The 23,031-nt window shown below is 59.2% G+C and carries 17 protein-coding genes; 9 read left to right on the top strand and 8 right to left on the bottom strand.

Annotation, left to right across the window (positions count from 1 at the left end):
- Nucleotides 1-36 precede the first annotated feature (36 nt).
- Both rpoH and QCD60_RS09470 read left to right on the top strand, forming a co-directional pair.
- Nucleotides 37-903, top strand: coding sequence for an RNA polymerase sigma factor RpoH (gene rpoH / locus QCD60_RS09475; RefSeq protein WP_279784617.1), 867 nt, complete (start codon nt 37-39; stop codon nt 901-903).
- Nucleotides 904-1,007: 104 nt separating this feature from the next.
- Nucleotides 1,008-1,865: a DNA ligase gene (locus tag QCD60_RS09470; protein ID WP_279784615.1), complete on the top strand. Its 858-nt coding sequence runs from the start codon at nt 1,008-1,010 to the stop codon at nt 1,863-1,865.
- A gap of 32 nt (nt 1,866-1,897) precedes the next feature.
- Here QCD60_RS09470 and QCD60_RS09465 read toward each other — a convergent pair whose 3' ends face one another.
- The 7 genes from QCD60_RS09465 to QCD60_RS09435 all read right to left on the bottom strand — a co-directional run bounded on the left by QCD60_RS09465 (nt 1,898) and on the right by QCD60_RS09435 (nt 9,359).
- On the bottom strand, nt 1,898-2,248 hold the full coding sequence (locus QCD60_RS09465) for a carboxymuconolactone decarboxylase family protein (RefSeq protein WP_279784613.1): 351 nt from the start codon (nt 2,246-2,248) through the stop codon (nt 1,898-1,900).
- Between the two features lie 122 nt (nt 2,249-2,370).
- Nucleotides 2,371-3,003: an exopolysaccharide biosynthesis protein gene (locus QCD60_RS09460; RefSeq protein ID WP_279784611.1), complete on the bottom strand. Its 633-nt coding sequence runs from the start codon at nt 3,001-3,003 to the stop codon at nt 2,371-2,373.
- A gap of 123 nt (nt 3,004-3,126) precedes the next feature.
- Nucleotides 3,127-3,768, bottom strand: coding sequence for a hypothetical protein (locus QCD60_RS09455; protein ID WP_279784609.1), 642 nt, complete (start codon nt 3,766-3,768; stop codon nt 3,127-3,129).
- Nucleotides 3,769-3,834: 66 nt separating this feature from the next.
- Nucleotides 3,835-4,824 (bottom strand): MBL fold metallo-hydrolase, encoded by a 990-nt coding sequence (locus QCD60_RS09450; RefSeq protein WP_279784607.1) that lies wholly within the window; start codon nt 4,822-4,824, stop codon nt 3,835-3,837.
- A 32-nt stretch (nt 4,825-4,856) separates the two neighbouring features.
- Entirely contained in the window at nt 4,857-6,416 is a 1,560-nt protein-coding gene (locus QCD60_RS09445; protein WP_279784605.1) for a PAS domain-containing methyl-accepting chemotaxis protein, read from the bottom strand.
- Between the two features lie 530 nt (nt 6,417-6,946).
- Entirely contained in the window at nt 6,947-8,263 is a 1,317-nt protein-coding gene (xylA, locus tag QCD60_RS09440; RefSeq protein WP_279784604.1) for a xylose isomerase, read from the bottom strand.
- A 58-nt stretch (nt 8,264-8,321) separates the two neighbouring features.
- Nucleotides 8,322-9,359: a galactose mutarotase gene (locus tag QCD60_RS09435; protein WP_279784602.1), complete on the bottom strand. Its 1,038-nt coding sequence runs from the start codon at nt 9,357-9,359 to the stop codon at nt 8,322-8,324.
- Nucleotides 9,360-9,758: 399 nt separating this feature from the next.
- On the opposite strand from QCD60_RS09435, the gene xylF reads away from it, so the two are divergent.
- The 5 genes from xylF to QCD60_RS09410 all read left to right on the top strand — a co-directional run bounded on the left by xylF (nt 9,759) and on the right by QCD60_RS09410 (nt 16,695).
- A complete protein-coding gene (gene xylF / locus QCD60_RS09430) occupies nt 9,759-10,775 on the top strand; it encodes a D-xylose ABC transporter substrate-binding protein (RefSeq protein ID WP_279784600.1) in 1,017 nt (338 codons plus the stop codon).
- Between the two features lie 89 nt (nt 10,776-10,864).
- On the top strand, nt 10,865-12,394 hold the full coding sequence (locus QCD60_RS09425; RefSeq protein ID WP_279784598.1) for a xylose ABC transporter ATP-binding protein: 1,530 nt from the start codon (nt 10,865-10,867) through the stop codon (nt 12,392-12,394).
- On the top strand, nt 12,384-13,583 hold the full coding sequence (locus QCD60_RS09420) for a sugar ABC transporter permease (protein ID WP_279784596.1): 1,200 nt from the start codon (nt 12,384-12,386) through the stop codon (nt 13,581-13,583). Before QCD60_RS09425 ends, QCD60_RS09420 begins: the two co-directional genes overlap by 11 nt.
- A gap of 98 nt (nt 13,584-13,681) precedes the next feature.
- A complete protein-coding gene (locus tag QCD60_RS09415) occupies nt 13,682-14,887 on the top strand; it encodes a DNA-binding transcriptional regulator (RefSeq protein ID WP_279784594.1) in 1,206 nt (401 codons plus the stop codon).
- 212 nt (nt 14,888-15,099) lie between these two features.
- Nucleotides 15,100-16,695 carry a PAS domain-containing methyl-accepting chemotaxis protein gene (locus tag QCD60_RS09410; protein ID WP_279784591.1) on the top strand — a complete coding sequence of 532 codons (1,596 nt, stop codon included), beginning with the start codon at nt 15,100-15,102 and terminating at the stop codon, nt 16,693-16,695.
- A gap of 68 nt (nt 16,696-16,763) precedes the next feature.
- Here QCD60_RS09410 and QCD60_RS09405 read toward each other — a convergent pair whose 3' ends face one another.
- Nucleotides 16,764-20,357 (bottom strand): EAL domain-containing protein, encoded by a 3,594-nt coding sequence (locus QCD60_RS09405; protein ID WP_279784589.1) that lies wholly within the window; start codon nt 20,355-20,357, stop codon nt 16,764-16,766.
- A gap of 286 nt (nt 20,358-20,643) precedes the next feature.
- Between QCD60_RS09405 and QCD60_RS09400 the strand changes: the two genes are divergently transcribed.
- Together QCD60_RS09400 and QCD60_RS09395 are read left to right on the top strand one after the other, a co-directional pair.
- Nucleotides 20,644-22,284 (top strand): PAS domain-containing sensor histidine kinase, encoded by a 1,641-nt coding sequence (locus tag QCD60_RS09400; RefSeq protein WP_279784587.1) that lies wholly within the window; start codon nt 20,644-20,646, stop codon nt 22,282-22,284.
- Nucleotides 22,281-22,934 carry a response regulator transcription factor gene (locus QCD60_RS09395; protein WP_279784585.1) on the top strand — a complete coding sequence of 218 codons (654 nt, stop codon included), beginning with the start codon at nt 22,281-22,283 and terminating at the stop codon, nt 22,932-22,934. The genes QCD60_RS09400 and QCD60_RS09395 overlap by 4 nt, the downstream gene beginning before the upstream one ends.
- Nucleotides 22,935-23,031 lie beyond the last annotated feature (97 nt).

Raw genomic sequence — 23,031 nt, 5'->3', positions numbered from 1 at the left:
CTGATCTGGGTTGAAATTTGAGTTAGAGGTGAATCCATGAGTCGTAGTCTTCTGCCTGTTGAGATCATGTCCCCGGGTCGCAACCTCGAGGGCTACATCCAGGCTGTCAACGCGATTCCGATGTTGACCGCTGACGAAGAAAAGCAGCTGGCCGAGAAACTGTTCTATGAGAACGATCTGGCTTCTGCTCAGCGGATGGTACTGGCGCACCTGCGCTTTGTTGTTCATATCGCCAAAAGCTATTCCGGTTATGGCCTCAATCAGGCTGACCTGATTCAGGAAGGCAACATCGGTCTGATGAAAGCGGTGCGCCGTTTTGACCCCAGCGTGGGTGTGCGTCTGGTGTCCTTTGCCGTGCACTGGATCAAGGCCGAAATGCACGAGTTCATCCTGCGCAACTGGCGTATCGTCAAAGTGGCCACCACCAAGGCTCAGCGCAAGATGTTCTTCAACCTGCGCAGCGCCAAGAAAAAGCTGGCCTGGTTTACCAACGATGAAGTGCATTCCGTCGCTGACAGCCTGGGCGTTGATCCTCAGGTGGTGCGCGAGATGGAAGGCCGTCTGACCGCGCAGGACATGGCGTTCGATGCCGGTAATGACGACGACGATGACAAGGCCTATCAGGCGCCAGCTTACTTTCTGGAAGACAAGCGCGCCGATCCGGCTCGCCAGCTGGAAGAAAGTGACTGGGAAGAGCACGCCAACGAAGGTCTGGACCGTGCACTGGAAATGCTGGACGAGCGCAGCCGCGATATTCTTTACAAGCGCTGGCTGTCTGAAGACAAGTCGACGTTGCATGAGCTGGCCGCCGAGTACGGCGTATCTGCCGAGCGTATTCGCCAGCTGGAGAAGAGCGCAATGAAGAAACTGCGCACTTCCATGGAAAGTGTGATGGCCGCCTGACGGGCCAGCGCTAATACCTGAGTCACCCCGCCCTGTGCGGGGTGACTTGTTTCTGGGCCCTGAGCAGGGAAATGCAGGGACCAAGAAGGATCAAGGAGGACATCATGTCTGCTTTATCACTACGAACCTGGGGGGCGCTGACCCTGGCCGGGCTATCACTGTCGGCATCACCACGCCTGTTGCTGGCCGCCGATACTCCACCGCTGATGCTGGCCAACAGTTTCAGCCCTCATACCGTGCTGGCCAATTACTGGATCAGTGAAAAACTCGATGGTGTGCGCGCCTATTGGGATGGCAAGCGCCTGCTGAGCCGCAGTGGCAATGCTATTGAGCCACCGTCCTGGTTTACCGCCGGGTGGCCGCAACAGCCGCTGGACGGGGAGTTGTGGATGGGGCGTGGCCAGTTTGCTGCTCTGTCAGGTACGGTGCGCCAGCTGCAGGCCGATGATAGTGCCTGGCGCAAGGTGCATTTCATGGTCTATGACCTGCCAGCCTGGCCGGGCGACTTCAACCGCCGTGATCAGCAACTGTCTGAGGTGATCAAGGCCATCAATCAGCCCTGGGTACAGCATGTGGAGCAGCAGCGGGTCAATAATCTGGAAGAGTTGCACACCTGGCTCGCCAACGTCGAACGTGAGGGCGGTGAAGGGCTGATGCTAAAACGCGGTGAGTCGCTGTATCACGCCAGCCGCAGCGATGATCTGCTCAAGTACAAACGCCATCAGGATGCGGAAGCCGAAGTGATTGGCTACATCCCCGGCAAGGGTAAATACACTGGCATGGTCGGTGCCCTGCTGGTACGTAATCAGGCGGGGCTGGAGTTTCGGCTGGGCAGTGGCCTGAGTGATGCCGAGCGCCGGGAGCCGCCACCGCTGGGCAGCCAGATTACCTATCGCTACGACGGCACCACCAAGACCGGGGTGCCGCGCTTTGCCCGCTTTCTGCGAATGCGCATAGAGTAGCAGTTCCGCTTCGAGCGATCGTTGATGAACGGTCAGTCGGATCTGGCTGACAGTTCATCGACGGCTGATAACGCATGGCTGCCATAAATCACCGAAGGGCCGCCGCCCATCATGATGGCCACATTGATGGTCTCTACCAGCTCTTCACGGCTGGCGCCTGCCTTCAGCGCTCCCGCCACATGATCACCAATACAGCCGTCACAGCGGGCGGCGATGCCGATCCCCAGCGCAATCAGCTCCTTGTATTTACGTGACAGCGCACCTTCTGCCAGCGATGCCTTATACAGATTGGCAAACGCCGTCATGGTATCGGTGCTGGCCTGCCGCAGCTGGCTGCTGTACTGGCGCTGGTCCTGATTGATCTCTTTGTAGCTCTTGGCCATGTTCATCTCCTGTGTCGGTATGAAGGTGGGTACAACATTGCACGTACACTGTCGGAATTTAATTTAGAAAAGCCTAATGTAGTCTTTGTGTGTGTGATGACCTTGATGCAGCTCAGGGATGTTCATGACTGCCACCAGTGATTGAACATATAAAGCGCAGATTCCACCATGGCCCACAGCAATCCATAGACCCAGAACAGACTGGCAGCACTGAGGGCAATGCCCAGCAGCAGTAGCAGGCCATCACGCTCAATCATCGCCAGTGCCAGCAGTACCAGTGCCCAGGCCGGTGGCACGTTGCCGAAGGGGATCGGCAGAATCAGCACGACTGCCAGGATCAGGCTCAGTAACCCCAGCCAGCGCTCCGCCTGTCTGCAGGTCAAGGCTAACCAACGCGGACGTGTCAGACGCTCGATGCGTGCCAGCCAGGGACAGGTAGTGCGGCACAGACGCTGGAAGTCGCGATTGCTGAGAGAGCGGCGGCTGAGCCAGCCGGGCAGCACCGGAGCTGGGTAGGCCAGCAGCAGTTGCACGGTAATCAGTGCCAGCGGGATACCGGTCAGGGTCGACAACCCGGGAATACCGAGGGGAATGCAATTGGGCAGGGCAAACAGCAGGAGCAGTAAGCCGAAGGAGCGGTTGCCAAGGCCGCTGCATAGCTCTGCCAGACTCAGGCGCTCACCCTGATGGGTGCTGGCCAGTAACATTAGCAATGATGAGGTGCGATGGGCTGAAGAAGAGTGAATGCTGTCCATGCCGTGACTCAGTAGACCAGGAATAGGCTGATGGTACTGCATGCAGGATAGCGCAACAGCGAGGCGTAACCGACTGATAAGGCTGTTAAACGTTGTTAAGACGCGTTATTTGAGGCGAGGCTGTCAACGCTGGCCGCGGAAGCTGTCCAGATTCTTGCGCTCCGCATCCATCTCATAGCCGCTTGGCAGCGTAAACAGACTGTCTGGTTGTTCACCGCGCTGAAAGCGGATCATTTCGTAGACCACATTGGCACCGATGCGATTGCGCATCACCGCACCGTCGTAGCTCAGGCAGGCATTGATGGGTGTGGTGACAGGCTGGCGGTTGGCAGTGGTGAGCTGCCAGTTGATACAGGGTTCACCTGCGACCATGCGGGTGTTACTGCTGTTGCCTTCGAGCTGACCGCTGTTGATCAGAACCGGTGGAATGAGGCTTTGTGCCATGGTGAGATCAAGCGGCGTGGTTTTCATTTCCTCCTTGCTCAGACTGGGGCCGACGGAGAATATCCAGCCCTGCGTGCTGGCAAAGTTGAGGATCATCACCGTGCCTTGGCCCTGACTGTCGCCCAGTGGCGGCAGTTCCAGCCGCAGCCGGTCACGGCTGGCGTAGACCTTGATGTAGTAGTAGCCCTTGCCCTGACTGATTTGTGCCAGACCACTGAACTCGGCGCTGGGATTGGGCAGGGGCAGTGCCCTGGCCTGCGTGCTGCAGAATGCCAGCATCCCGCTCAGAATAACGGTAGGAACTGCCACAAGCCTGACCATGCCAACGCTTCCCTGGGGCTGGGGAGAGTTCCCCGGCAACCCCAGATGTAACGGCCGCAGGACGCTCTAACTTGAGGGGCGCAATGAGCTGACTGACAACTGCAGCTGTTTGTCCAGATGCAGCAGGTCGAAGTCATTGGCCAGCCACAGACTGCCTGCATAGTACTGGCGTGCCTCCTGCTCTATATCGGCAATACACGGGCTGCGGCTGCCATAACCGTAGCGGGCACTGAAATGACTCAGGACCAGATGAGGCAGTTGCTGCCCGGCGGCAAAGCGTGCTACCCGCGCCGCATCACTGTGGCCTGCGGCCGGGCCGACCTTGTGGTGAATATCGACGGTAAAGGTGGCTTCATGCACCAGCAGACTGGCACCCGCGACCGCTTCGCTCAGGCAGGACGGTTCATCGTTGTCACCGGCGATCACCACCGCGCGTGGCTGGCGTGGCGCCAGCAGATAATCATGGCCATTCAGCTGCCGGCCGTTGAAGTTCAGTACGGCACCCTTGAGCAGCTGATGCCACATCGGCCCCGGCGGGATCTCTTCAGCCCGCAGCTTGTCGATATCCAGCTTGCCTTCGAGTTGACGCTCGCTGAAGCGATAGGCATAGGACGGCACCCGGTGTGACAGCGGAAAGGCATCAATAGCAAATTCAGGGGTGATGATCTGTTGTGTACTGCTGGTGCCGGCCAGCTCTTCCACGGCAATAAAGTCGATGGCATAGGTCAGCCGCAATTCGGTCAGCTGCTGGTAACAGTCAATCAGTGGCTTTATTGCCGCCGGAGCGATGATGCGTAGCGGCTGCTTGCGGCCACTGAGTGCCGCACTGGCCAGCAGGCCGGGCAGCCCGTAGCAATGATCGCCATGCACATGGGTAATCAGCAGAGTATCCAGTTGTGCCAGCGACAGGGGGGTATGCAGTATCTGATGCTGGGTGCCTTCACCGCAGTCGATCAGGCACCAGGATTTACTGCCCGCCCGGCGCAGAGCGAGGGCGGAAACATTGCGGGCTTTGGTGGGGGTACCGGAGGAGGTACCGAGAAACAGCAGTTCCATAGCGTGGCGGATATTCCCTTTTAACAAACAATTTAGCGGGTAAAACGGCTAACCAGATTACGCAGATCCTCCGAGGCGTTCAACAGATCCAGTGTGGCGGTGTTGGCAGCACTGGCCTGACTGACGCTGTCGCCGGCCAGAGAGGAAATACGGGTGACCTGCTGATTGATATCTTCGGCGACATGGGCCTGCTCTTCGGTTGCCACGCCCATCTGCTGGCTCATATCGCTGATACGGCTGATGGAGGCCAGAATCTGCTCCAGCGCCTGACTGGTCTCTTCCACCTTGAGCAGCCCCTGATCAGCCACCTGCAGGCCGTCCTGAGCGGTTTGCACTGCCGTAGTAGCGCCATTGCGCAGGTTCTCGATGATTTCATGAATATGCTGGGTGGAGGACTGGGTACGGTTGGCCAGCGAGCGGACTTCATCGGCAACCACGGCAAAGCCCCGGCCCTGTTCCCCGGCGCGGGCCGCCTCGATGGCGGCATTCAGGGCCAGCAGGTTGGTCTGCTCGGCAATGGTGCGAATGATGTCGACGGCCTCAGTAATCTTCAGGGTATGGCTGTCCAGCTCATTGACCGACTCGCTCATATTTTTGACCTGATCAGCCAGCTTGCTGATGGCCTGCAGTGTGACTTGTGCCACCTGCTGGCCCTGGGCTGATGTGGTGGCCGCCTGCTTGGTTTCCTCGGCGGTCAGCTGGACGTTTTCTGCCACTTCGTTGATGGTGGCAGCCATCTCGTGCATGGCCGACGCGCTCTGTTCTGTTTCCCGCTGCTGGGTGTCGAGGGAGCGCAGAATCTGCTGATTGAAGGCACCTGCCTCTTCGGACTTTTTGGCGACATAGTTAGCTGAATCACCGATACGTCCAAGAATGGTACGCAGGCGCGACTGCTCACTGATCAGCGCCATTTCCAGCATGCCGAAGCTGCCCTTGGCTTCGGTATAGGTCTGGGCGATCAGGGGGTCGGTAAAGGAGTTCTTGGTAAAGCGCAGTGCATGGGTCAGTTTGCCCAGCACCTTGCTGACACAGAGTGCGCCGCTGCCGATGGTCAGTATCAGCGTCAGCGGGGCACTGATGGAGGCAGGCAGATACCAGGTGCTCAGCAGGCTGATGATGCCCATCAGCGGCACAAACCAGTACTGGCCGAGCAGATACATAAAGGTGGAGTGGCTGGTAGACTTGCCCTGGTTGATTCGTTCGTACAGCGCGGCCGCCCACTTTTTCTGATCGGCACTGGGTTGTGCCCGCACGGACTCATAGCCGACCACCTTGCCTGCCTCAAGGATGGGTGTGACATAGGCATCTACCCAGTAGAAGTCACCGTTTTTGCAGCGGTTTTTGACAATCCCCATCCACGGTTTGCCAGCTTTGAGCGTCGTCCACATATGCTGGAAGACACTGGGTGGCATGTCAGGATGGCGCACCAGATTGTGTGGGGCACCAATCAGCTCTTCGCGAGTGAAACCACTGATTTTGATAAAGGCTTCATTGCAATGAGTAATTTGGCCTTTTAAATCAGTGGTAGAGATCAGTTGTTCGCTGGCAGAAAAACTTCTTTCTACATTATTTACGGGCAAGTTTTTACGCATAGAGACTGTCCTGAGGTTTCAGTCTTTGTCACGGCAATGGCTGTTCTGACAAAGTGCTGGCCGCATGTGGGAATACGGCGCATTAATATTCAGGCGCTGCGGAAATAGATCATCCGGGGGTTGTCACTGTGCACGTGCGGGAAATAATCCAAACACGGCCGGTCATCTGGCAAGCAACACTGGGAAGCCAGTACGTGACTGTAATTAGGGTGTAAGTGCCGGTATCACCTGAGTCCAGCGCAGCGGACTGTGTATTAGTCTTATTGAATATCCTTAAAAAAGCAAAGGACTCTTTCCATAAAGTGAACAGCTAGGGCAGGGCAGTCGTTCAATAATTGGCCAGGTTTCAGTTATCTATGTCGATTTGATCTTTAGCTTTTTTCTGCTAGCGCTTTTTACCCATGAAAAGCCTTATTGAGAAATACAATAGGGAACAATTGCAGAATCTATTTCTTAAAAGCGAAAGGCGGTATTACCACCGCCTTTGTTATTTCCGTAAAGTTATTTATCTGCCTGTCAGCAATAACGCGTTAATACAGGACGCGGTTGACCACGTTTTCCAGATATTCCTGCTGCCCGGATACGGGCTGCGGGTCCATGCTCGTATCCACTACCAGCTGCTGCAGTGATGACAGTGAATGTTCGCCCTGCAGGATCTGCTTGCCCAGTGGTGCACTCCAGCCACGATAACGATGAGCAACGGCATCGCCGAGCTGATCCTTCTCCAGCATTGCCGCTGCCCGTTTCAGTGACAGCGCCAGTACATCCATAGCGCCGATGTGGCCATGGAACAGGTCATAGCGGTCGATACTCATGCGCCGTACCCGCGCATCGAAGTTGAAGCCTCCGTTGACGAAACCACCGGCTTTGAGGATTTCGTACATAACCAGAGTATTTTCCTCGACGCTGTTGGGGAACTGATCGGTATCCCAGCCCAGCTGGGCGTCGCCACGGTTGGCATCAATGGAGCCGAAGATGCCCAGTGAAATGGCTGTCGCCACTTCGTGCTGGAAGGAGTGACCTGCCAGCGTGGCATGGTTGGCCTCGATATTCACTTTGATCTCCTGCTCCAGACCGAACTGCTTGAGGAAGCCGTACACCGTGGCACTGTCGTAATCGTACTGGTGCTTGGTGGGCTCCTGCGGTTTGGGCTCGATCAGCAGGGTGCCGCTGAAGCCGATGCGATGCTTGTGCTCCACCACCATCTGCATGAAGCGCCCCAGTTGTTCACGTTCCTGTCGCAGATCGGTATTGAGCAGCGTCTCGTAGCCTTCGCGACCGCCCCACAGCACATAGTTGACGCCACCCAGCGCATGGGTGGCCTGCATGGCGGCGCAGACCTGCGATGCGGCATAGGCGAAAATTTCCGGGTCCGGGTTGGTCGCCGCGCCCGCCATATAACGGCGATGAGAGAAACAGTTGGCGGTACCCCAGAGCAAGCGAACGCCGGTTTCTTCCTGCTTGCGTTGCAGCACTTCCTGCATCTGGGCAAAGCGGTACAGGTACTCCTTCAGTGAGCGGCCTTCGGGGAACACATCGACATCATGGAAGCAGTAATAGGGAATATTCAGCTTATGGAAGAACTCGAAGGCAATGTCGGCCTTGAGCAGGGCCAGTTCCATCTCATCACCGGCCTGCTGCCAGGGGCGGATAAAGGTGCCCTGACCGAAGACATCGGCACCGCCCCAGACGAAGGTATGCCAGTAGCAGGCCGCCATACGCAGGTGCTCGGCCATGGTTTTACCCAGAATGACCTGCTGTGGGTCGTAATGGCGAAACGCCAGGGGGTTGCTGCTGTCGGGTCCTTCGTAACGGACCTGTTCGATGGCATCGAAATACGCCGTCATGGTGATTCCTCTTCCGCTGTTGTTGTTTTGCTGGGCTGTCGTTTTGCTGGCCCGCGCGTCAGCCGCTGCGGGTCGTGAACTGGTAGCAGCTGTGCTGCCGGTAAGGGCGCTCCGGGGTATAGAGACAGTCGGCGGCCCGTGGGCTGTTGACCTGATCAGGCAGGGCCTGGGCTTCCAGACAGAAGCCAGCGTGATTGCGGTAGAGGCCCTGCCTGCCGGCAATGCCGGCCAGATAGTTGCCGGTGTAACACTGCAGCCCCGGCTGATCGCTGCTGACCCGCAGCTGGCGACCACTGTGCGGCTCATACACCAGCGCCACCTCACGCAGACCCTGACCATCGGGCAGCCAGCAATGATCCAGCCCGGCGCCCAGGCTTAACTGGCGCGGGCAGCCGGGCTGCGTCAGCAGCGCCAGAATACCGGCCAGCTGCCGTGGCTGGCGCAGGTCGAACGGGCTGTTATCCACCGCTTCTTCGCTTTGCGGGATCAGCTGTTCATCCACCGCCAGATAGCGCCCGGCATGAATCTGCAGCCAGTGCTGGCCGATGTCACCGCGGCGGGGCGCCAGATTGAAGTAGGGATGCGCGGTCAGATTCAGCGGGCAGCGGGCAGAAACCTCGGCCTGATAGTGAATATGAAGGGTGCTATCGACGATACGGTAAGTCACCTCCACCCGGACATCGGCCGGATAGCCGCTGCGGCTGGCTGGCAGCGAGCAGCCCAGACGCAGCTGCTGCGGACTGTGCTCCAGACACTGCCACCGCTGCGCATGCAGACCCTGATCGCCGCCGTGCAGATGGTTACTGCCCTGATTCTGCTGCAGCTGGATGGTCTGGCCGTCCAGCTCGAAGCGCCCGTGGGCAATACGATTGGCCCAGGGGCCGACAATGGCGCCGAAGTAGGCGCTGTCGTGGCAATAGTCCTGCAGCTGCGGGTAGCCCAGCAGTACGTCTTCCCATTGCCCATCACGATCCGGCACCCAGGCGGATAGCCAGCGTGCACCCAGATTACTGATGGTGCAGCGCAGGGCGCCGCTATCACTGTGCAGCTCGAAGCTTCGCAGGGTGGTGGGCAAGGTTTCAGCAGCAACAGACATCGCGTGTTCTCCTCAGATGGCTTTCATAAATGCGCTAACCGCAGTGGTCTCGCAATTACGCTTTTTCGGTTTGCCGTTGTGAAATTTCACCGTCTATGCGTGCCCGAACAGGCAACGAAAAAACGTAAAAGGGTTGTGGATTAGCACAATGGCAGAGCCCGGGAGCCGACGCTAGATTGAGGTGGCCAACCCATCCCCCGCTGCATCCGCCTTCTGCCCGTGGGCGCTGCAAGGGGGGATGGCAGGTTGTGGTCCGGCTCAGGCAGACACTGACGGTGTTGGGGAAAAACCAGATTCCACAATGTGGCAGATCCGCAGTCTCAATCCGCTGCTGCCTGTAACGACTGATGCCGCTAGTAACTAGATTCCGCAAATAACTACATGAACGAGGAATATGCGATGAAACCCATCAAGGCCACCCTCAAAGCCTCTGTTAAAGCGGTTGCCTGCGCTGTGCTGCTGGCCGGTGTGTCGGCGCCTGCCTGGTCGGCAGTGAAGATCGGCATGGCGATCGATGACCTGCGTCTGGAGCGCTGGCAGAAAGACCGCGACTTCTTCGTCGCTCAGGCCGAGAAGCTCGGCGCCAGCGTGGATGTGCAGTCCGCCAACGGCAACGAACAGACGCAGATCGCGCAGATCGAGAACATGATCTCCAAGGGCGTCGATGTGCTGGTGATCATTCCCTACAACGGCGAAGTGCTGAGCAATGTCATCGCCGAGGCCAAGAGTGAAGGTATCAAGGTGCTGGCCTATGACCGCCTGATCAAGAACGCCGATATCGACTTCTATGTGTCGTTCGACAATGAAAAGGTGGGTGAGATTCAGGCCGAGGCATTACTGAGCAAGCAACCCAAGGGTAAGTACTTCCTGATGGGCGGTTCGCCGGTGGACAACAATGCCCATATGTTCCGCGACGGGCAGATGAAGGTGCTGAAGCCCGCCATTGATCGTGGCGATATCACCGTGGTGGGTGACCAGTGGGTGGATTCCTGGCTGGCAGAAAATGCGCTGAAAATCATGGAAAACGCCCTGACCGCCAACCACAACCAGATTGATGCGGTCGTTGCCTCCAATGACTCCACCGCCGGTGGTGCCATTCAGGCCCTGCAGGCGCAGGGACTGGCGGGCAAGGTGGCGATTTCCGGTCAGGATGCCGATGTGGCGGCGCTGAAACGCATCATCGCGGGCACCCAGACCATGACCGTGTACAAGCCGATCAACAAGCTGGCCACCGAAGCCGCTACGGTGGCGGTGGCACTGGGTGATGACAAAGCGCCGGAATCCAACGCTACCCTCAACAACGGCAGCAAGGATGTGCCTTCCTACCTGCTTGACCCCATCGCGGTCGACAATCACAACCTGCAGCAGACTGTTGTCGCTGATGGTTTCGTCAGTCAGGCCGCTCTGGCCCAGTAATCCGCGCTTCGAGGTAACAGACAGACCGCCCTTTACGGGCCGGTCTGCGTTCCGTGACATGCAAACGGCTGGGTAAAAAGAGGTGTGCTATGGCTTTGCTGGAAATGCGCCGTATCAGCAAGACCTTTGGTCAGGTGAAGGCGCTGGATGGCATCGATCTGCAGTTGCAGGCCGGGGAGGTGCTGTCGCTCTGTGGTGAGAACGGCTCGGGCAAGTCGACCCTGATGAAGATTCTCAGTGGTGTCTATCCGAGTGGCGACTATGAAGGGGAAATCTGGCTGGCTGGTGAGCAGATCCGCGCCCGTGGCCTTCGCGATATGGAAGCGCTGGGCGTGGTGATGATTCATCAGGAGCTGACGCTGGTGAAGCAGCTCAGCATTCAGGACAACCTGTTTCTGGGGTGTGAACCTCATCAGCACGGTGTGCTCAATGAGGCCCGTATGGTTCAGCGGGCCTGCCAGCTGCTGCAGAGGGTACATCTGGATATCGACCCCGACACGCTGGTGGCTGATCTCGGCGTCGGCCAGCAGCAGCTGGTGGAAATCGCCAAGGCGCTGGGCAAGGAAGCGCGGCTGCTGATTCTCGATGAGCCCACCGCACCACTGACGGAGCGCGAGGCCCAGCTGCTGCTGGGGCTGATCGGCGAGCTGCGGCAACAGGGCGTCAGCTGCATCTTCATTTCCCACAAGCTCAGCGAAGTGAAGGCCATCTCGGATCTTATCTGCGTGATTCGTGACGGCGTACATATCGCCACCCGCGAGGCACGACAGCTCAGCAGTGACGATATCGTCACCCTGATGGTGGGACGGGAGATTCGCCAGCTGTTCCCCCGTGAGCCGCACGCCATTGGTGACGTGGTGCTGGAAGTGGGGCCGGTCACCGCCTGGGATCGTCAGCGGCCCGGTGTACAGCGGGTACAGAACGTCAGTTTCAGCGTGCGCGAAGGGGAGATTGTCGGCATCGCCGGGCTGGTAGGGTCTGGCCGTACGGAGCTGATGGAGTGTTTGTTTGCCAGTTATGAAGGGCGTTATCACTGTCCGCTGCGCCTCAGGGGACAGGCGCTACAGTTCAGGGACAACCGGCAGGCGCTGGCGCAGGGCATTGTCATGGTGCCGGAAGACCGCAAGCGCCATGGCATCGTGCCGATTCTCGGTGTGGGCGACAACATCACCCTGGCGGCATTGCCCACCCTGCGCCGCCACGGCCTGCTGTGCGAGGCCAGCGAAACCGTCGCTATTAATGACGGCATTCGCCGTTTGCGGGTCAAGACGGCGGCGGCCAGTCTGCCGATCAGCCAGCTCAGTGGCGGTAACCAGCAGAAGGCCATTCTGGCCCGCTGCCTGATGTTGCATCCACGCATTCTGATTCTCGATGAGCCCACCCGCGGTATCGACGTCGGCGCCAAGTATGAAATCTACAAACTGATCTACGAGCTGGCGCGACAGGGCATCGCCATTCTGATGGTGTCGTCGGAACTGCCCGAGGTGCTGGGTATCAGTGACCGGGTGCTGGTCATGCATAACGGTCAGTTGAAGGGGGATCTGCCCAATGACGGGCTGACCCAGGAAGCGATCATGGGCTGTGCCCTGCGACAGGAGGAGGCCAGCCATGCTGGATAAACCACACGTCACCCTGAATCTGGGGTCTGCCGCTGCGCCGGCATCGCCCATGAGACCCACGCTGCGGAGCCTGCTGCAGCGCCATCTGCAGCTGCTGGTGATGGTACTGGCGCTGCTGCTGATTGCCGTGGTGTTCAGCATCGCTACCGATGGCAGCTACCTGAGTGCCCGCAATGTCTCCAATCTGCTGCGTCAGACGGCCATCACTGGGATTCTCGCCATCGGCATGGTGTTCGTCATCGTCAGTGCTGAAATCGATCTGTCGGTCGGCTCAATGATGGGCCTGCTGGGAGGCATCGCCGCCATTCTCGATGTCTGGTTTGGCTGGCCCCTGCCGTTCACCATCGTGCTGACGCTGGCGGCAGGTTTGCTGCTGGGGCTGTGGAACGGCTGGTGGGTGGCCTACCGCAAGGTGCCGTCCTTTATTGTCACGCTGGCGGGCATGCTGGCCTTCCGCGGCATTCTTATCGGCATCACCGAAGGCTCCACCGTGGCGCCCACCTCCAACACCATGGGGCTGATTGGCCAGAGTTATCTGCCGGATGCCGCTAGTGTCGCGGTGCTGGCGGTGGCGGCGCTGGTGATACTGGGCTGGCGTCGCTACCAGCGCGGCTTGCGGCAGCAGCTACAGCTGCCGACACCTGCGATCAGCCGCGAGATGATGCAGGTCGGCGCGGTGCTGCTACTGGTGCTGGCAGGCGTGCTGCTGCTCAACAGCTACCGGGGCGTACCCACACCGGTGTTGCTGCTGATTCTGCTGATGCTGGCCGGTGGCTTTGTGGCCCGCAAGACCCTGTTTGGCCGGCATGTCTACGCCATCGGCGGCAACCTTGATGCCAGTCGTCTGTCGGGTATCGATGTGGCTCGTACCAAGCTGACGGTGTTTGCCCTCAACGGTGTGCTGGTGGGCGTGGCCGCGCTGATTCTCTGCTCGCGCCTCGGTGCCGGATCCCCTTCGGCGGGCAACTTTGCCGAACTGGATGCCATCGCCGCCTGCGTGATTGGCGGCACCAGTCTGGCAGGCGGCGTCGGCAGCATCTATCGGGCGGTGCTGGGCGCGCTGATCATGTCCAGCCTCGACAACGGCATGAGCATGATGGATGTCCCGACCTTCTGGCAGTACATCGTCAAGGGCGCCATTCTGCTGCTGGCGGTCTGGATGGACAGCGCCACGCGCAGAAGAGCGTGAGCATGTGCTGAACACGGCGTTGTCCCTGCGCCGGGCAGCTGCTGTGCCCGCTGGCTGCCCGCTTCCACTTTAATCCCTGCCTGCTACCCTTACAGGCCATGAATAACAACAAGATTGATCGGCGCATGTTCGAGAAGAAGTACCGCATCACCCTGCTGTTCAATGCCAACAAGGTCTACGACCGGCAGGTCATTCAGGGCATCGGTGAATACCTGCAGGCCTCCCAGTGTGACTGGGACATCTTTCTGGAAGAGGACTTTCTCTGTCGCATCCAGCATGTGCGGGAGTGGATGGGTGATGGCATCATCGCTGATTTCGACGACCCGGCCATTGCTGCTGCGCTGGCGGACTTGCATGTACCGGTGATCGGCGTCGGGGGGTCCTACATGGACGATGCCGATTATCCGGCGGTGCCCTATGTGGCGACCGACAACTATGCTCTGGTGCAGATGGCTTACCAGCATCTCAAGAGTAAAGGGTTGGAGCATTTTGCCTTTTATGGCCTGCCGGAGAACTCATGGAAGCGCTGGGCTCATGAGCGCGAGCGGGCCTTTGTGCATGTGCTGGCCAGTGATGGGTATCAGGGCGCGGTCTATCGGGGGCAGGAAACCAACCCGGAAACCTGGCAGTACGACATGAACCGTCTGGCCGACTGGTTGCAGCAGCTGCCGGCACCAGTCGGCATCATCGCCGTCACCGATGCCCGCGCCCGGCATATTCTGCAGGTGTGTGAGCATCTGAATATTCTGGTGCCTGACCGGCTGGCGGTGGTGGGTATCGACAACGAAGACCTGACCCGCTATCTCACCCGGGTGCCGCTCAGTTCGGTGGGGCAGGGCTGTCGGGCCATGGGTTATCAGGCGGCCAAGCTGTTGCACGGTGCCCTGCGTGGCCGTCACCCCGGCAGGGTGCGCAAACTGATCGCGCCCACTGCTGTCTTCGAGCGTCAGTCGACGGATTTCAAGGCGCTGAAAGACCCTTATGTGATTCAGGCCATGCACTATATCCGCCTTAACGCCTGCAAAGGGATCAAGGTGGAGCAGGTGCTGGATTACGTCGGTGTGTCCCGTTCCAATCTGGAGAAACGTTTCCGCGATGAACGCGGGCAGTCGGTACACAACGAGATTCACTTTGCCAAACTGCATCAGGCGCAGCATCTGCTGGCCGCGACGGACCTGCCGATTGCCGAAATCGCCGGTCTGTGTGGCTACCCCTCGATTCACTACCTCTACTCGGTGTTCCGCAAGCATCTGGAATCGACCCCACGGGATTACCGTACCCTGCACCGGCCGGTGGTGGAGTAGGGGGCTGCACTGGTCCGTCGTGTTGCCGCCAGTGTTGCCGAAGTGCAGTGCATATTAGGATGTCAGCATGTAGTTTGATGCTGGCACCACCCTTTTTATCCGTTCGTTATAATTCATAGTCACAAAAGTCATGTTGTGATTGTCTGGTCAGCATTACATGGGAGCGGTAAGCCGTACTGACCAGCGAAGCGTAAACGAGCGGGGTCATCACTATGCGTAACAACCAGCCAGTCACTGGCCGTCAGCTGGAGCTGCCGGCCAACGCCAATATCCTGTCTACCACTGACAGCCAGAGCCATATCACCTACGTCAATCAGGACTTCATCTCCATCAGTGGTTTCACCGAGGAAGAGCTACTCGGGCAACCGCACAATATGGTGCGTCACCCGGATATGCCCGCTGCGGCGTTCAGGCATATGTGGTCGACCCTGCAGGCAGGCAGTTCGTGGATGGGGCTGGTCAAGAACCGCTGCAAGAACGGCGACCACTATTGGGTCAGTGCCTACGTCACCCCCATCACCCGTGACGGCAAGATTACCGAGTATCAGTCGGTGCGGACCCGACCCAGCAACCATCAGGTCGATCAGGCCGAAGCCCTGTATGCCCGGCTGCGTGCCGGGCAGACACCGCTGGTCTGGCGGTTGCCCAAGCTTGGGGTCGCAGCACGTCTCTGTCTGCTGATCTGGGTGCTGTTACTGGCGGCGGCCGGTGCCGCGGTCGGCTGGCTGCATACGGCACTGCCCGGCAGTCTGGCACTGGCCGTGACGCTGGCGCTGCTGGTGAGTGGCGTCGTGCTGTGGCAGCTGGCACCACTGACAACTCTGCTGCAGCGTGCCCGCAAGGTGGCTGACAACCCGCTGAGCCAGCTGCTCTACACTGGCCGTGCCGATGAATGGGGCAGCATCGAGTTTGCCATGCGCATGTTGCAGGCCGAGACCGGCGGCGTGATTGGACGCATTGGTGATGCCGCGCAGCGGCTGGGGGGCTGTACCGACAGTCTGGTGGAGCAGATTGATCACTGCAAAACTGTCACTCTCAGCCAGCAGGGCGAAGCGGATCAGGTCGCCACTGCCGTCACGGAGATGTCAGTCAGCATTCAGCAGGTGGCAGGCAATGCCCAGAGCGCTTCGGTGGCGGCCAGTCAGATTGATGTGGATACCCGCCGTGGTCAGCAGCTGGTCAGTACCACCAGCGAAGCCATCGGCGCGCTGTGTGGCGAGATTGCACGGGCCGCCGGTGTGGTGCAGGAACTGGATAGCCATAGCCAGCAGATATCCAGAGTGCTGGAAGTGATCCGTGGCATTGCCGAGCAGACCAATCTGCTGGCGCTGAATGCCGCTATTGAAGCCGCGCGGGCGGGTGAACATGGCCGTGGTTTCTCGGTGGTAGCCGATGAAGTGCGTGCCCTGGCCTCCCGTACCCAGCAATCGACCGAAGAAATTCAGCAGATGATCGGCTCACTGCAGCAGGGGGCGCAACAGGCGGTACTGGCCATGAGTCGCAGTGGTGAGCAGGCCAGTGCGTCCGTCAGCATGGCGCAGGAAGCAGCAGCGGCGCTGTCGGGTATCGGGCAGGGTATGAGCGAGATTTCCGCCATGAATTTGCAGATAGCCACCGCCGTCGAGCAGCAGGGCATTGTCAGTGAGGATATCAACCGCAGCATTCTGAACATGCGTGCCGCGGCCGACAGTAATGTCAGCAGCAGCGAGAGTAATCGCTGCAATGCCAACTATGTGGCCGGGCTGAGCAGTGCGCTGCATCAGCTGGCCCAGCAGTTCTGGCTGAAGTCCAGCCAGCACGGTCAGTAAGGCTTTTCAGTAAGGTGTTGTGTGACCACTGCATCGAACCTTCCCCGCACGATGCAGTGGCTTTTTCATTACAGGTCGGGGCTGACTGCCACCGGCTGATAGTTGTCCAGCCACTGGGTCAAGCTCAGCAGCGGCATCGGCCGTGCCAGTCCGAATCCCTGAATCTGATCACAGCCCAGATGGCGCAGGATGCGCGCCTGTTCGTTGACTTCCACCCCTTCAGCGACAATGACCAGCTCCATGGCATGGCCCATCTGCACGATGGCGCGGACAATCTTGCGGCTATCGGCCTGCTCGTGCACATCGGTAATGAAGCTACGGTCAATTTTCAGGGTGGAAACCGGCAGCTGTTTGAGGTAACTGAGGCTTGAATAGCCAGTGCCAAAGTCATCCAGCGCAATGCTGACCCCTTTCAGCTGCAATGCCTGCAGGGCGGCAATGTTTTCCATGGGCTGGCGCATCATGACCGACTCGGTGATCTCGATTTCCAGCCGCCCCTGCGCGTGCGGATAGCGCTGCAGCAGCCGGTCGATATAGTCGACAAACTCTTCATCCTGCAGCTGCCGGCTGGAGACGTTGACCGCCACGGTCAGCGCGCCGTGCTGTTCGGCACCGATCTTGGCCAGGTCCTGACAGGCCTGTTCCAGCGCCCAGTAACCTACCTGTACGATCAGACCGCTGTCTTCCAGCAAGGGTATAAAGTCGGCGGGTGACACCAGCCCACGTTCCGGGTGCTGCCAGCGCAACAGCGCTTCAACACCACTGATCTCACCGTTTTCCAGCACCTGCTTGGGCTGATAGAACAGGGTGAACTCGCGCAGACGCAGGGCGCGGCGCAGCTCGCCCTGCAAGCGGATACTGGCCAGCAGCTGGGCTTTGTTGTCCAGCGCTGACTCATAGCGGAACAGCCGGCCGTTGCCCTGTTCCTTGGCCAGCTGCATGGCCAGATCGACATTGCTGAGCAGCTGGGTGGAACTGCTGCCGTCATCTGGGAAGTACACCACGCCCAGACTGGCCGTGATGAACACCTCGTTGCCATCGATGGCGCAGGGGGTGCTGACATAGTTGAGCAGGGTGCTGGCATAGAGGCTGAGGTCATTGCCGACCTGCTCCGGACGCAGGATAAAGGCGAACTCATCGCCCCCCAGTCGCGCCAGTGGCGCATCCTTGCCCAGGGTCAGCTGCAGCCGCTGGGCCAGCTGATACAGCAGCTGATCGCCGCATTCGTGGCCGAGGCTGTCGTTAATCTTCTTGAACCGATCAAGGCCGAGCTGGAACAGATAGAACGGCTGTTGCTGCTGGCTGACATACTGCTGCAGCTGGCTGTGGAAGCTGGTGCGGTTGCTGAGGCCGGTCAGATGGTCGAAATACGACAGTTTGCGCACGCTTTCCTGCTGGCGCCGGCTTTCGGTGATGTCCTCGATCACGGCGACAACCTGCAGGCCGCTGCTATGTTCTTCCAGCGGTGCGGCATCCTGACCTCTGTCCTTTTCCACCAGATAATGGCGGGCATGCAGCCAGCGCACTTCCTGTTCGGCCGTCAGCAGGCGGTACTCCAGTACCACTTCCTGCGGGTTGTCGCCCTGTGCCTGACCGCTGAACAGCTGCTGTAGCTGCTGCATCACGTAGGCTTTGTCCTGCGGGTGCAGCCATTGGCTCCAGACCTTGGTATGGGCTTCCGGATGATGCTGGTGGATGCCCATCAGCTGCTGGAAGGCCGGGCTGTAGTAGTCGAAACGCTGGCTGTCGACGTCGAAAATCCAGAATGCGCGGGCGACTTTCTCCACCACCTGACGGAAGCGCCACTCACTTTTCTGATGAGCGTCGAGAATGGTCTGCAGCTCGGTAAAGTCTTCCAGCGCCAGTAGCAGGTAACGCTCCTGCTGCCATGTCAGTGCTGTGACCTTGGCCCAGTGCCAGTAGCTGTTGCCGTTGAGCTGAGACTGCTGCTTGTGCAGGTAATAAGGGATACGCCCTGACATAACGGCACGAATACCGGCGGCAAGATCACGTGTTGCTTTGTCACCTTCGCTGCCCGCCTGTTCGCAGAGGGTGAGGAAGTTGAGCCCCTGCCAGTGGCTGGTAGTGGGGAAGAGCAGGGAGGTTTCGTCCCAGCGGCTGTTGGTGAGGACCACATTGCCGCGGCTGTCGAGCAGGCAGAGCTGTTCATCCAGCACTTCCAGAATCTGCTGTGCCAGCTGTGAGGGAGGCTGCTGGCTGACGGCTGTGGGGGTGGCAAAGTGCAGCGTGCCTTCGATGCAGCGCTGGCTGGTGCCTTTGCTGCTCCAGCCGCGCAGGGTAATGATGACGTCTTCGCCCTGCTGGCGCTGCAGGCGGAAGCGGCAGTCAAACTGCTCGGTCTGGCCGTTGAGTGCATCGCGCAGGGTGCTGAACAGGGGCAGGCGGTCAGCGTCGACGACCGCTGCCAGCATCTGCTTGACGTCGCCCTGCTGCTGGCGGCAGCCAAGCAGCTGGACGGCATGGGCCGACAGGGTAAGCAGGCCCTGGGCATCCAGCTGCCAGGTGCCGGCCCGGCAGGCCTGCTCCAGCCGTGACAGGCGCTGCTCGCTGCACTGCAGTTGCTGCTGCAGGGCCTGGCTGTCATGCCATGGCAACAGATACAGGCGGCGGTGCTGGCCGTCGGTACAGAGGCGCAGCTGCAGTTTGACCTGCTGGTTGTTCAGCTGCAGCTGGCAGCTGCCCTGCCCCTGCTGCAGACAATGCAGCAGGGCACTGTAATCCGGATGATCAAGCAGGTCGGGCAGCAGCTGCCACAGACTGTATTGCGTCAGCGCTGCAGGCTGACCGAACAGGGCATTAGCCGCCGCATTGCTGCGTACCACCGCGCCATCGGCGCCGAGCAGCAGAATACCTTCCTGCAGTTCATCAAATGCCAGGCAGGGAGGGGTTTCCAGATGATCGCAGGCCAGTGGCACCAGTTTATCGGTGACCACCAGATACCAGTGCCGGTGGCTGAAGCGAATGCGCATGATCCAGCCGTGCCACTGCTGCATCACACCCTGCGCATCGCTGCGCTGGGCCTGGATGCGGGTCGGCGTCGGGCCGGCCTGCTGCAGATACTGCCGAATGCTAGCCTGCCAGCTGTCTGGCCAGAATGACCACCAGGGGCGCCCCAGTACCTCTTGTTGATGACTGGCACCCAGCCGTTGCAGACTGACGGCGTCGACAAAATGCAGCCGTCCTTCTTCATCCAGCAGTTTGACGTCACCACGATGGGACTGCATCAGTGTCTGCAGCAGGGGCTGGCCATGGTTGCGCCAGTCATCAAGCTGGCTGGCAATGTAGCGTTGCTGCAGCAGCCCGTGCAGATAGCGGCTGAGGCCCAGCAGAATGGCCAGTATTACGGTCGCATTGAACGCCGCAATACTGGTCTGCGGCAGCAGTACGCTGATCAGCAATAACATCAGGGCCAGCACAAACCAGCGGCGTGACAGCAGTGGCGACATTACAATGAGGCTGGCAGAAAACAGGCGGGTTACCGGTGGCAGCGGGCTGTGCAGCAGGTACAGCAGGAGCATGCCGACGGCGACCAGAGCGATATTCAGGCTGAGAAGGACGCGGGACTGGCTGGCCGGTTGCTGTCGGGTCAGTTGATGCTCTATGCAGGCCTGCAGAGAAGGGAAGTTGTCAGTGGTGTGCAAGGTAGCTCCAACCGGTCGCGCCGCCCAAAAAAATAACTCCGTATGATGACGGTAAACAGGGTGGTACACGATAAGCGATTGCCCCGTAAGGATTAAGGAAATTCCTTATAAAGCGTCAGCGTTACGCGGATAGTTTTGTCGTGACGAAAGTATATGTTTATGGGCTGTTTGCCTGTAGAAACAGGACAGACGAGTGCTGCAAGGGAGGCTGCTCAGGACGTCGGTCACAGGATGTCATTCCCCAGGTCGCCCATTTCGTGTTTGGGGGCGCAAAAACGAGGCTTCCATGTCCTACCGCGATCCATCGGATAAGCTAGAACTGCTGCTGCAGCGTCAGTTGCATTATGTGCGACGCAGCCGTTGCGGGGTGCGCTGGCTGCCCTGGCTCGGCGGTGTGCTGCTGATCCTGCTGCTACTGGTACAGGAATGGCTGCTGCCGGATACCCTGTCGAGTGCACAGCACAGCTTGTTTGTGGTGCTGGCCGGGCTGACCCTGACTGCCCTGCTGTATCTGGGGATGACGCGGCTGGCTCAGTGTCTGGATAAGATCCTGCAGGGTCAGCGTGAGCTGCTGCAGCTGTTCTATAGCCATCCACTGCCTATGTGGCTGCAGCAGCAGGAGCGGCTACTGGCCGTCAATCAGGCAGCGTTGACCTTATATGAAGTGGATGTTGATCAGTTTGCCAGCCTGTCCGAACAGCAACTGCTGGGCGAGCGCCTGGCGGGCGACGAGAACCAGCCTGATAGCCTGCGGGTACTGACGCTGACCCAGCGGGATGTCCCCATCCGCCTGTGGGACGTGCCATTGCAACTGCAGGAAACGCCCAGTACTCTGCGCATCGTGCAGGATATGACCGCCTTTCAGCAGGCCCGGGAAGCCATTCAGGAGCGCGAACGGCGCTACCGGCAACTGATTGATTACCTGCCTGATGGGGTGCTGATCCAGCAGCATGAGTACATTCTGTTTGCCAATCCTGCTGCACAGCAGATTCTCAGTGGTCGCAGCAGTGCAACGGTGATGGGCCTGCCACTGTGGACCTTTATCCGAGAACAGACGGTACCCGTGGATCAGGTGCTGCCCAATGATGGTCGCTATATGGAGCGACGTTTACGGCGTCTGGACGGTACCGAATTTGATGCCGAGATTGCCAGTACACCGACGCTGGTAGATGGCAAACCGGCGATTCAGATGATTGTCCGTGATATCAGTGAGGCCAAGGCGCTGCGTACCCGGCTGACGGATGCCAATCACCGGCTCAAGTACCTGTCCGGCAAAATGCTGGAAATTCAGGAGCAGGAACGCAAGGCCATGTCGCGTGAACTGCATGATGAAGTGGGGCAGAACCTGACGGCCCTGAAGATCCACTTACAGATGGCTTCACGCCGTCAGGACAAGCCGGTCGACTGGCAGCAGCTGGTAGACATTGCCGACCGCTGTGTGCAGCAGATCCGCGACATGTCACTGATGCTGCGCCCCCCGCAGCTGGATACGCTGGGCTTGCAGGCCGCCCTGCAGTGGCACATGGACCGCCTGCGCGGCCAGTTACCTGAGCGCTCCAGTCTGCATGTGACTGCCACGCTGCTGGGTCTGTCGGATCACATTCAGGTGGCCCTGTTCCGCATCGTGCAGGAGGCATTAAATAACATCATCAAGCATGCACAGGCCCAGGTGGTGGAGGTGCGCCTGCAACACCGGGGTAATCATATTTCTCTTGATATTGAAGACGATGGCAGAGGTTTTGATATTAACGCTAACAACAATTCCAACCTCCAGGGCCATGCCAGCCCTCACCATCAGGCTGGGCTGGGCCTGATCAGCATGTCCGAACGAGCGGCTTTGCTGGGCGGCGAACTGCAAATTGTCACCAGCCCCGGGCTGGGTACCCGTCTGCACGTCACCATCCCCATGCATAAGGGGGCAGTATGAGCAGTGGCGATTATTCCATCGTGCTGATTGATGACCATGCGCTGGTCAGGGCGGGCATCCGGGTACTGATCGAAGAGTTGCCGGGTTTTACCGTCAGGGCCGAGGGTAGCTCGGTGGCTGAAGCCCGTCAGCTGCTGGCGTTGCACCAGCCCGATATTCTGCTGCTGGATCTGGCACTGAAGGACGGCAGTGGGCTGGATGTCCTGAAATCGCTGGAGTGCGAACGGGTGAACGGCAGGCCCTGGGTCATCATTCTGTCCATGTATACCTCGCGGGACTTTGTCGTCGGTGCCATTCGTGCCGGTGCCCGCGGTTATCTGCCCAAAGAGGCGGCCAGTGTTGAGCTGGAGCTGGCGCTGCAGAAGGTGGTCAACGGTGATCTCTATCTGAGTGCCGGGGTAACGGAAGAGGTGCTGCAACCCCTCTATGGCAATGGTAGCGAAACCATTCCGCCGTCACTGACGCCACGCCAGCAGGAAATCCTGATCTTTATTGCACAGGGGCTGAGCACCAAGGAAATCGCCTGGAAGCTGGGGATCAGCCCCAAGACGGTCGAGGCACATCGTCTGCAGATGATGGAGCGGTTGAATATCAAGGACATTCCCAATCTGGTGATCTATGCCATTCGTCAGGGGCTGGTCAGTATCTGATCATTTCCAGATCCGTGTTCACGATCTTGTGGACCGCTTCTGGCAGCGTTCTTTCCATCTATAGAAAGAACGCTGCAACAATTTCACGGACTCTTGT

Origin of the sequence: Pokkaliibacter sp. MBI-7 (assembly GCF_029846635.1) — a bacterium.
GTDB lineage: Bacteria > Pseudomonadota > Gammaproteobacteria > Pseudomonadales > Balneatricaceae > Pokkaliibacter.
The sequence above is the reverse complement of the archived record's forward strand: the minus strand, read 5'-3'. Positions and strand labels throughout refer to the sequence as shown.

Bases quoted from the DNA above. Each gene is read 5' to 3' on its own strand.
- rpoH (WP_279784617.1), top strand. From the start codon at position 37: ATGAGTCGTAGTCTTCTGCCTGTTGAGATCATGTCCCCGGGTCGCAAC.
- QCD60_RS09470 (WP_279784615.1), top strand. From the start codon at position 1,008: ATGTCTGCTTTATCACTACGAACCTGGGGGGCGCTGACCCTGGCCGGG.
- QCD60_RS09465 (WP_279784613.1), bottom strand. From the start codon at position 2,248: ATGGCCAAGAGCTACAAAGAGATCAATCAGGACCAGCGCCAGTACAGC.
- QCD60_RS09460 (WP_279784611.1), bottom strand. From the start codon at position 3,003: ATGGACAGCATTCACTCTTCTTCAGCCCATCGCACCTCATCATTGCTA.
- QCD60_RS09455 (WP_279784609.1), bottom strand. From the start codon at position 3,768: ATGGTCAGGCTTGTGGCAGTTCCTACCGTTATTCTGAGCGGGATGCTG.
- QCD60_RS09450 (WP_279784607.1), bottom strand. From the start codon at position 4,824: ATGGAACTGCTGTTTCTCGGTACCTCCTCCGGTACCCCCACCAAAGCC.
- QCD60_RS09445 (WP_279784605.1), bottom strand. From the start codon at position 6,416: ATGCGTAAAAACTTGCCCGTAAATAATGTAGAAAGAAGTTTTTCTGCC.
- xylA (WP_279784604.1), bottom strand. From the start codon at position 8,263: ATGACGGCGTATTTCGATGCCATCGAACAGGTCCGTTACGAAGGACCC.
- QCD60_RS09435 (WP_279784602.1), bottom strand. From the start codon at position 9,359: ATGTCTGTTGCTGCTGAAACCTTGCCCACCACCCTGCGAAGCTTCGAG.
- xylF (WP_279784600.1), top strand. From the start codon at position 9,759: ATGAAACCCATCAAGGCCACCCTCAAAGCCTCTGTTAAAGCGGTTGCC.
- QCD60_RS09425 (WP_279784598.1), top strand. From the start codon at position 10,865: ATGGCTTTGCTGGAAATGCGCCGTATCAGCAAGACCTTTGGTCAGGTG.
- QCD60_RS09420 (WP_279784596.1), top strand. From the start codon at position 12,384: ATGCTGGATAAACCACACGTCACCCTGAATCTGGGGTCTGCCGCTGCG.
- QCD60_RS09415 (WP_279784594.1), top strand. From the start codon at position 13,682: ATGAATAACAACAAGATTGATCGGCGCATGTTCGAGAAGAAGTACCGC.
- QCD60_RS09410 (WP_279784591.1), top strand. From the start codon at position 15,100: ATGCGTAACAACCAGCCAGTCACTGGCCGTCAGCTGGAGCTGCCGGCC.
- QCD60_RS09400 (WP_279784587.1), top strand. From the start codon at position 20,644: ATGTCCTACCGCGATCCATCGGATAAGCTAGAACTGCTGCTGCAGCGT.
- QCD60_RS09395 (WP_279784585.1), top strand. From the start codon at position 22,281: ATGAGCAGTGGCGATTATTCCATCGTGCTGATTGATGACCATGCGCTG.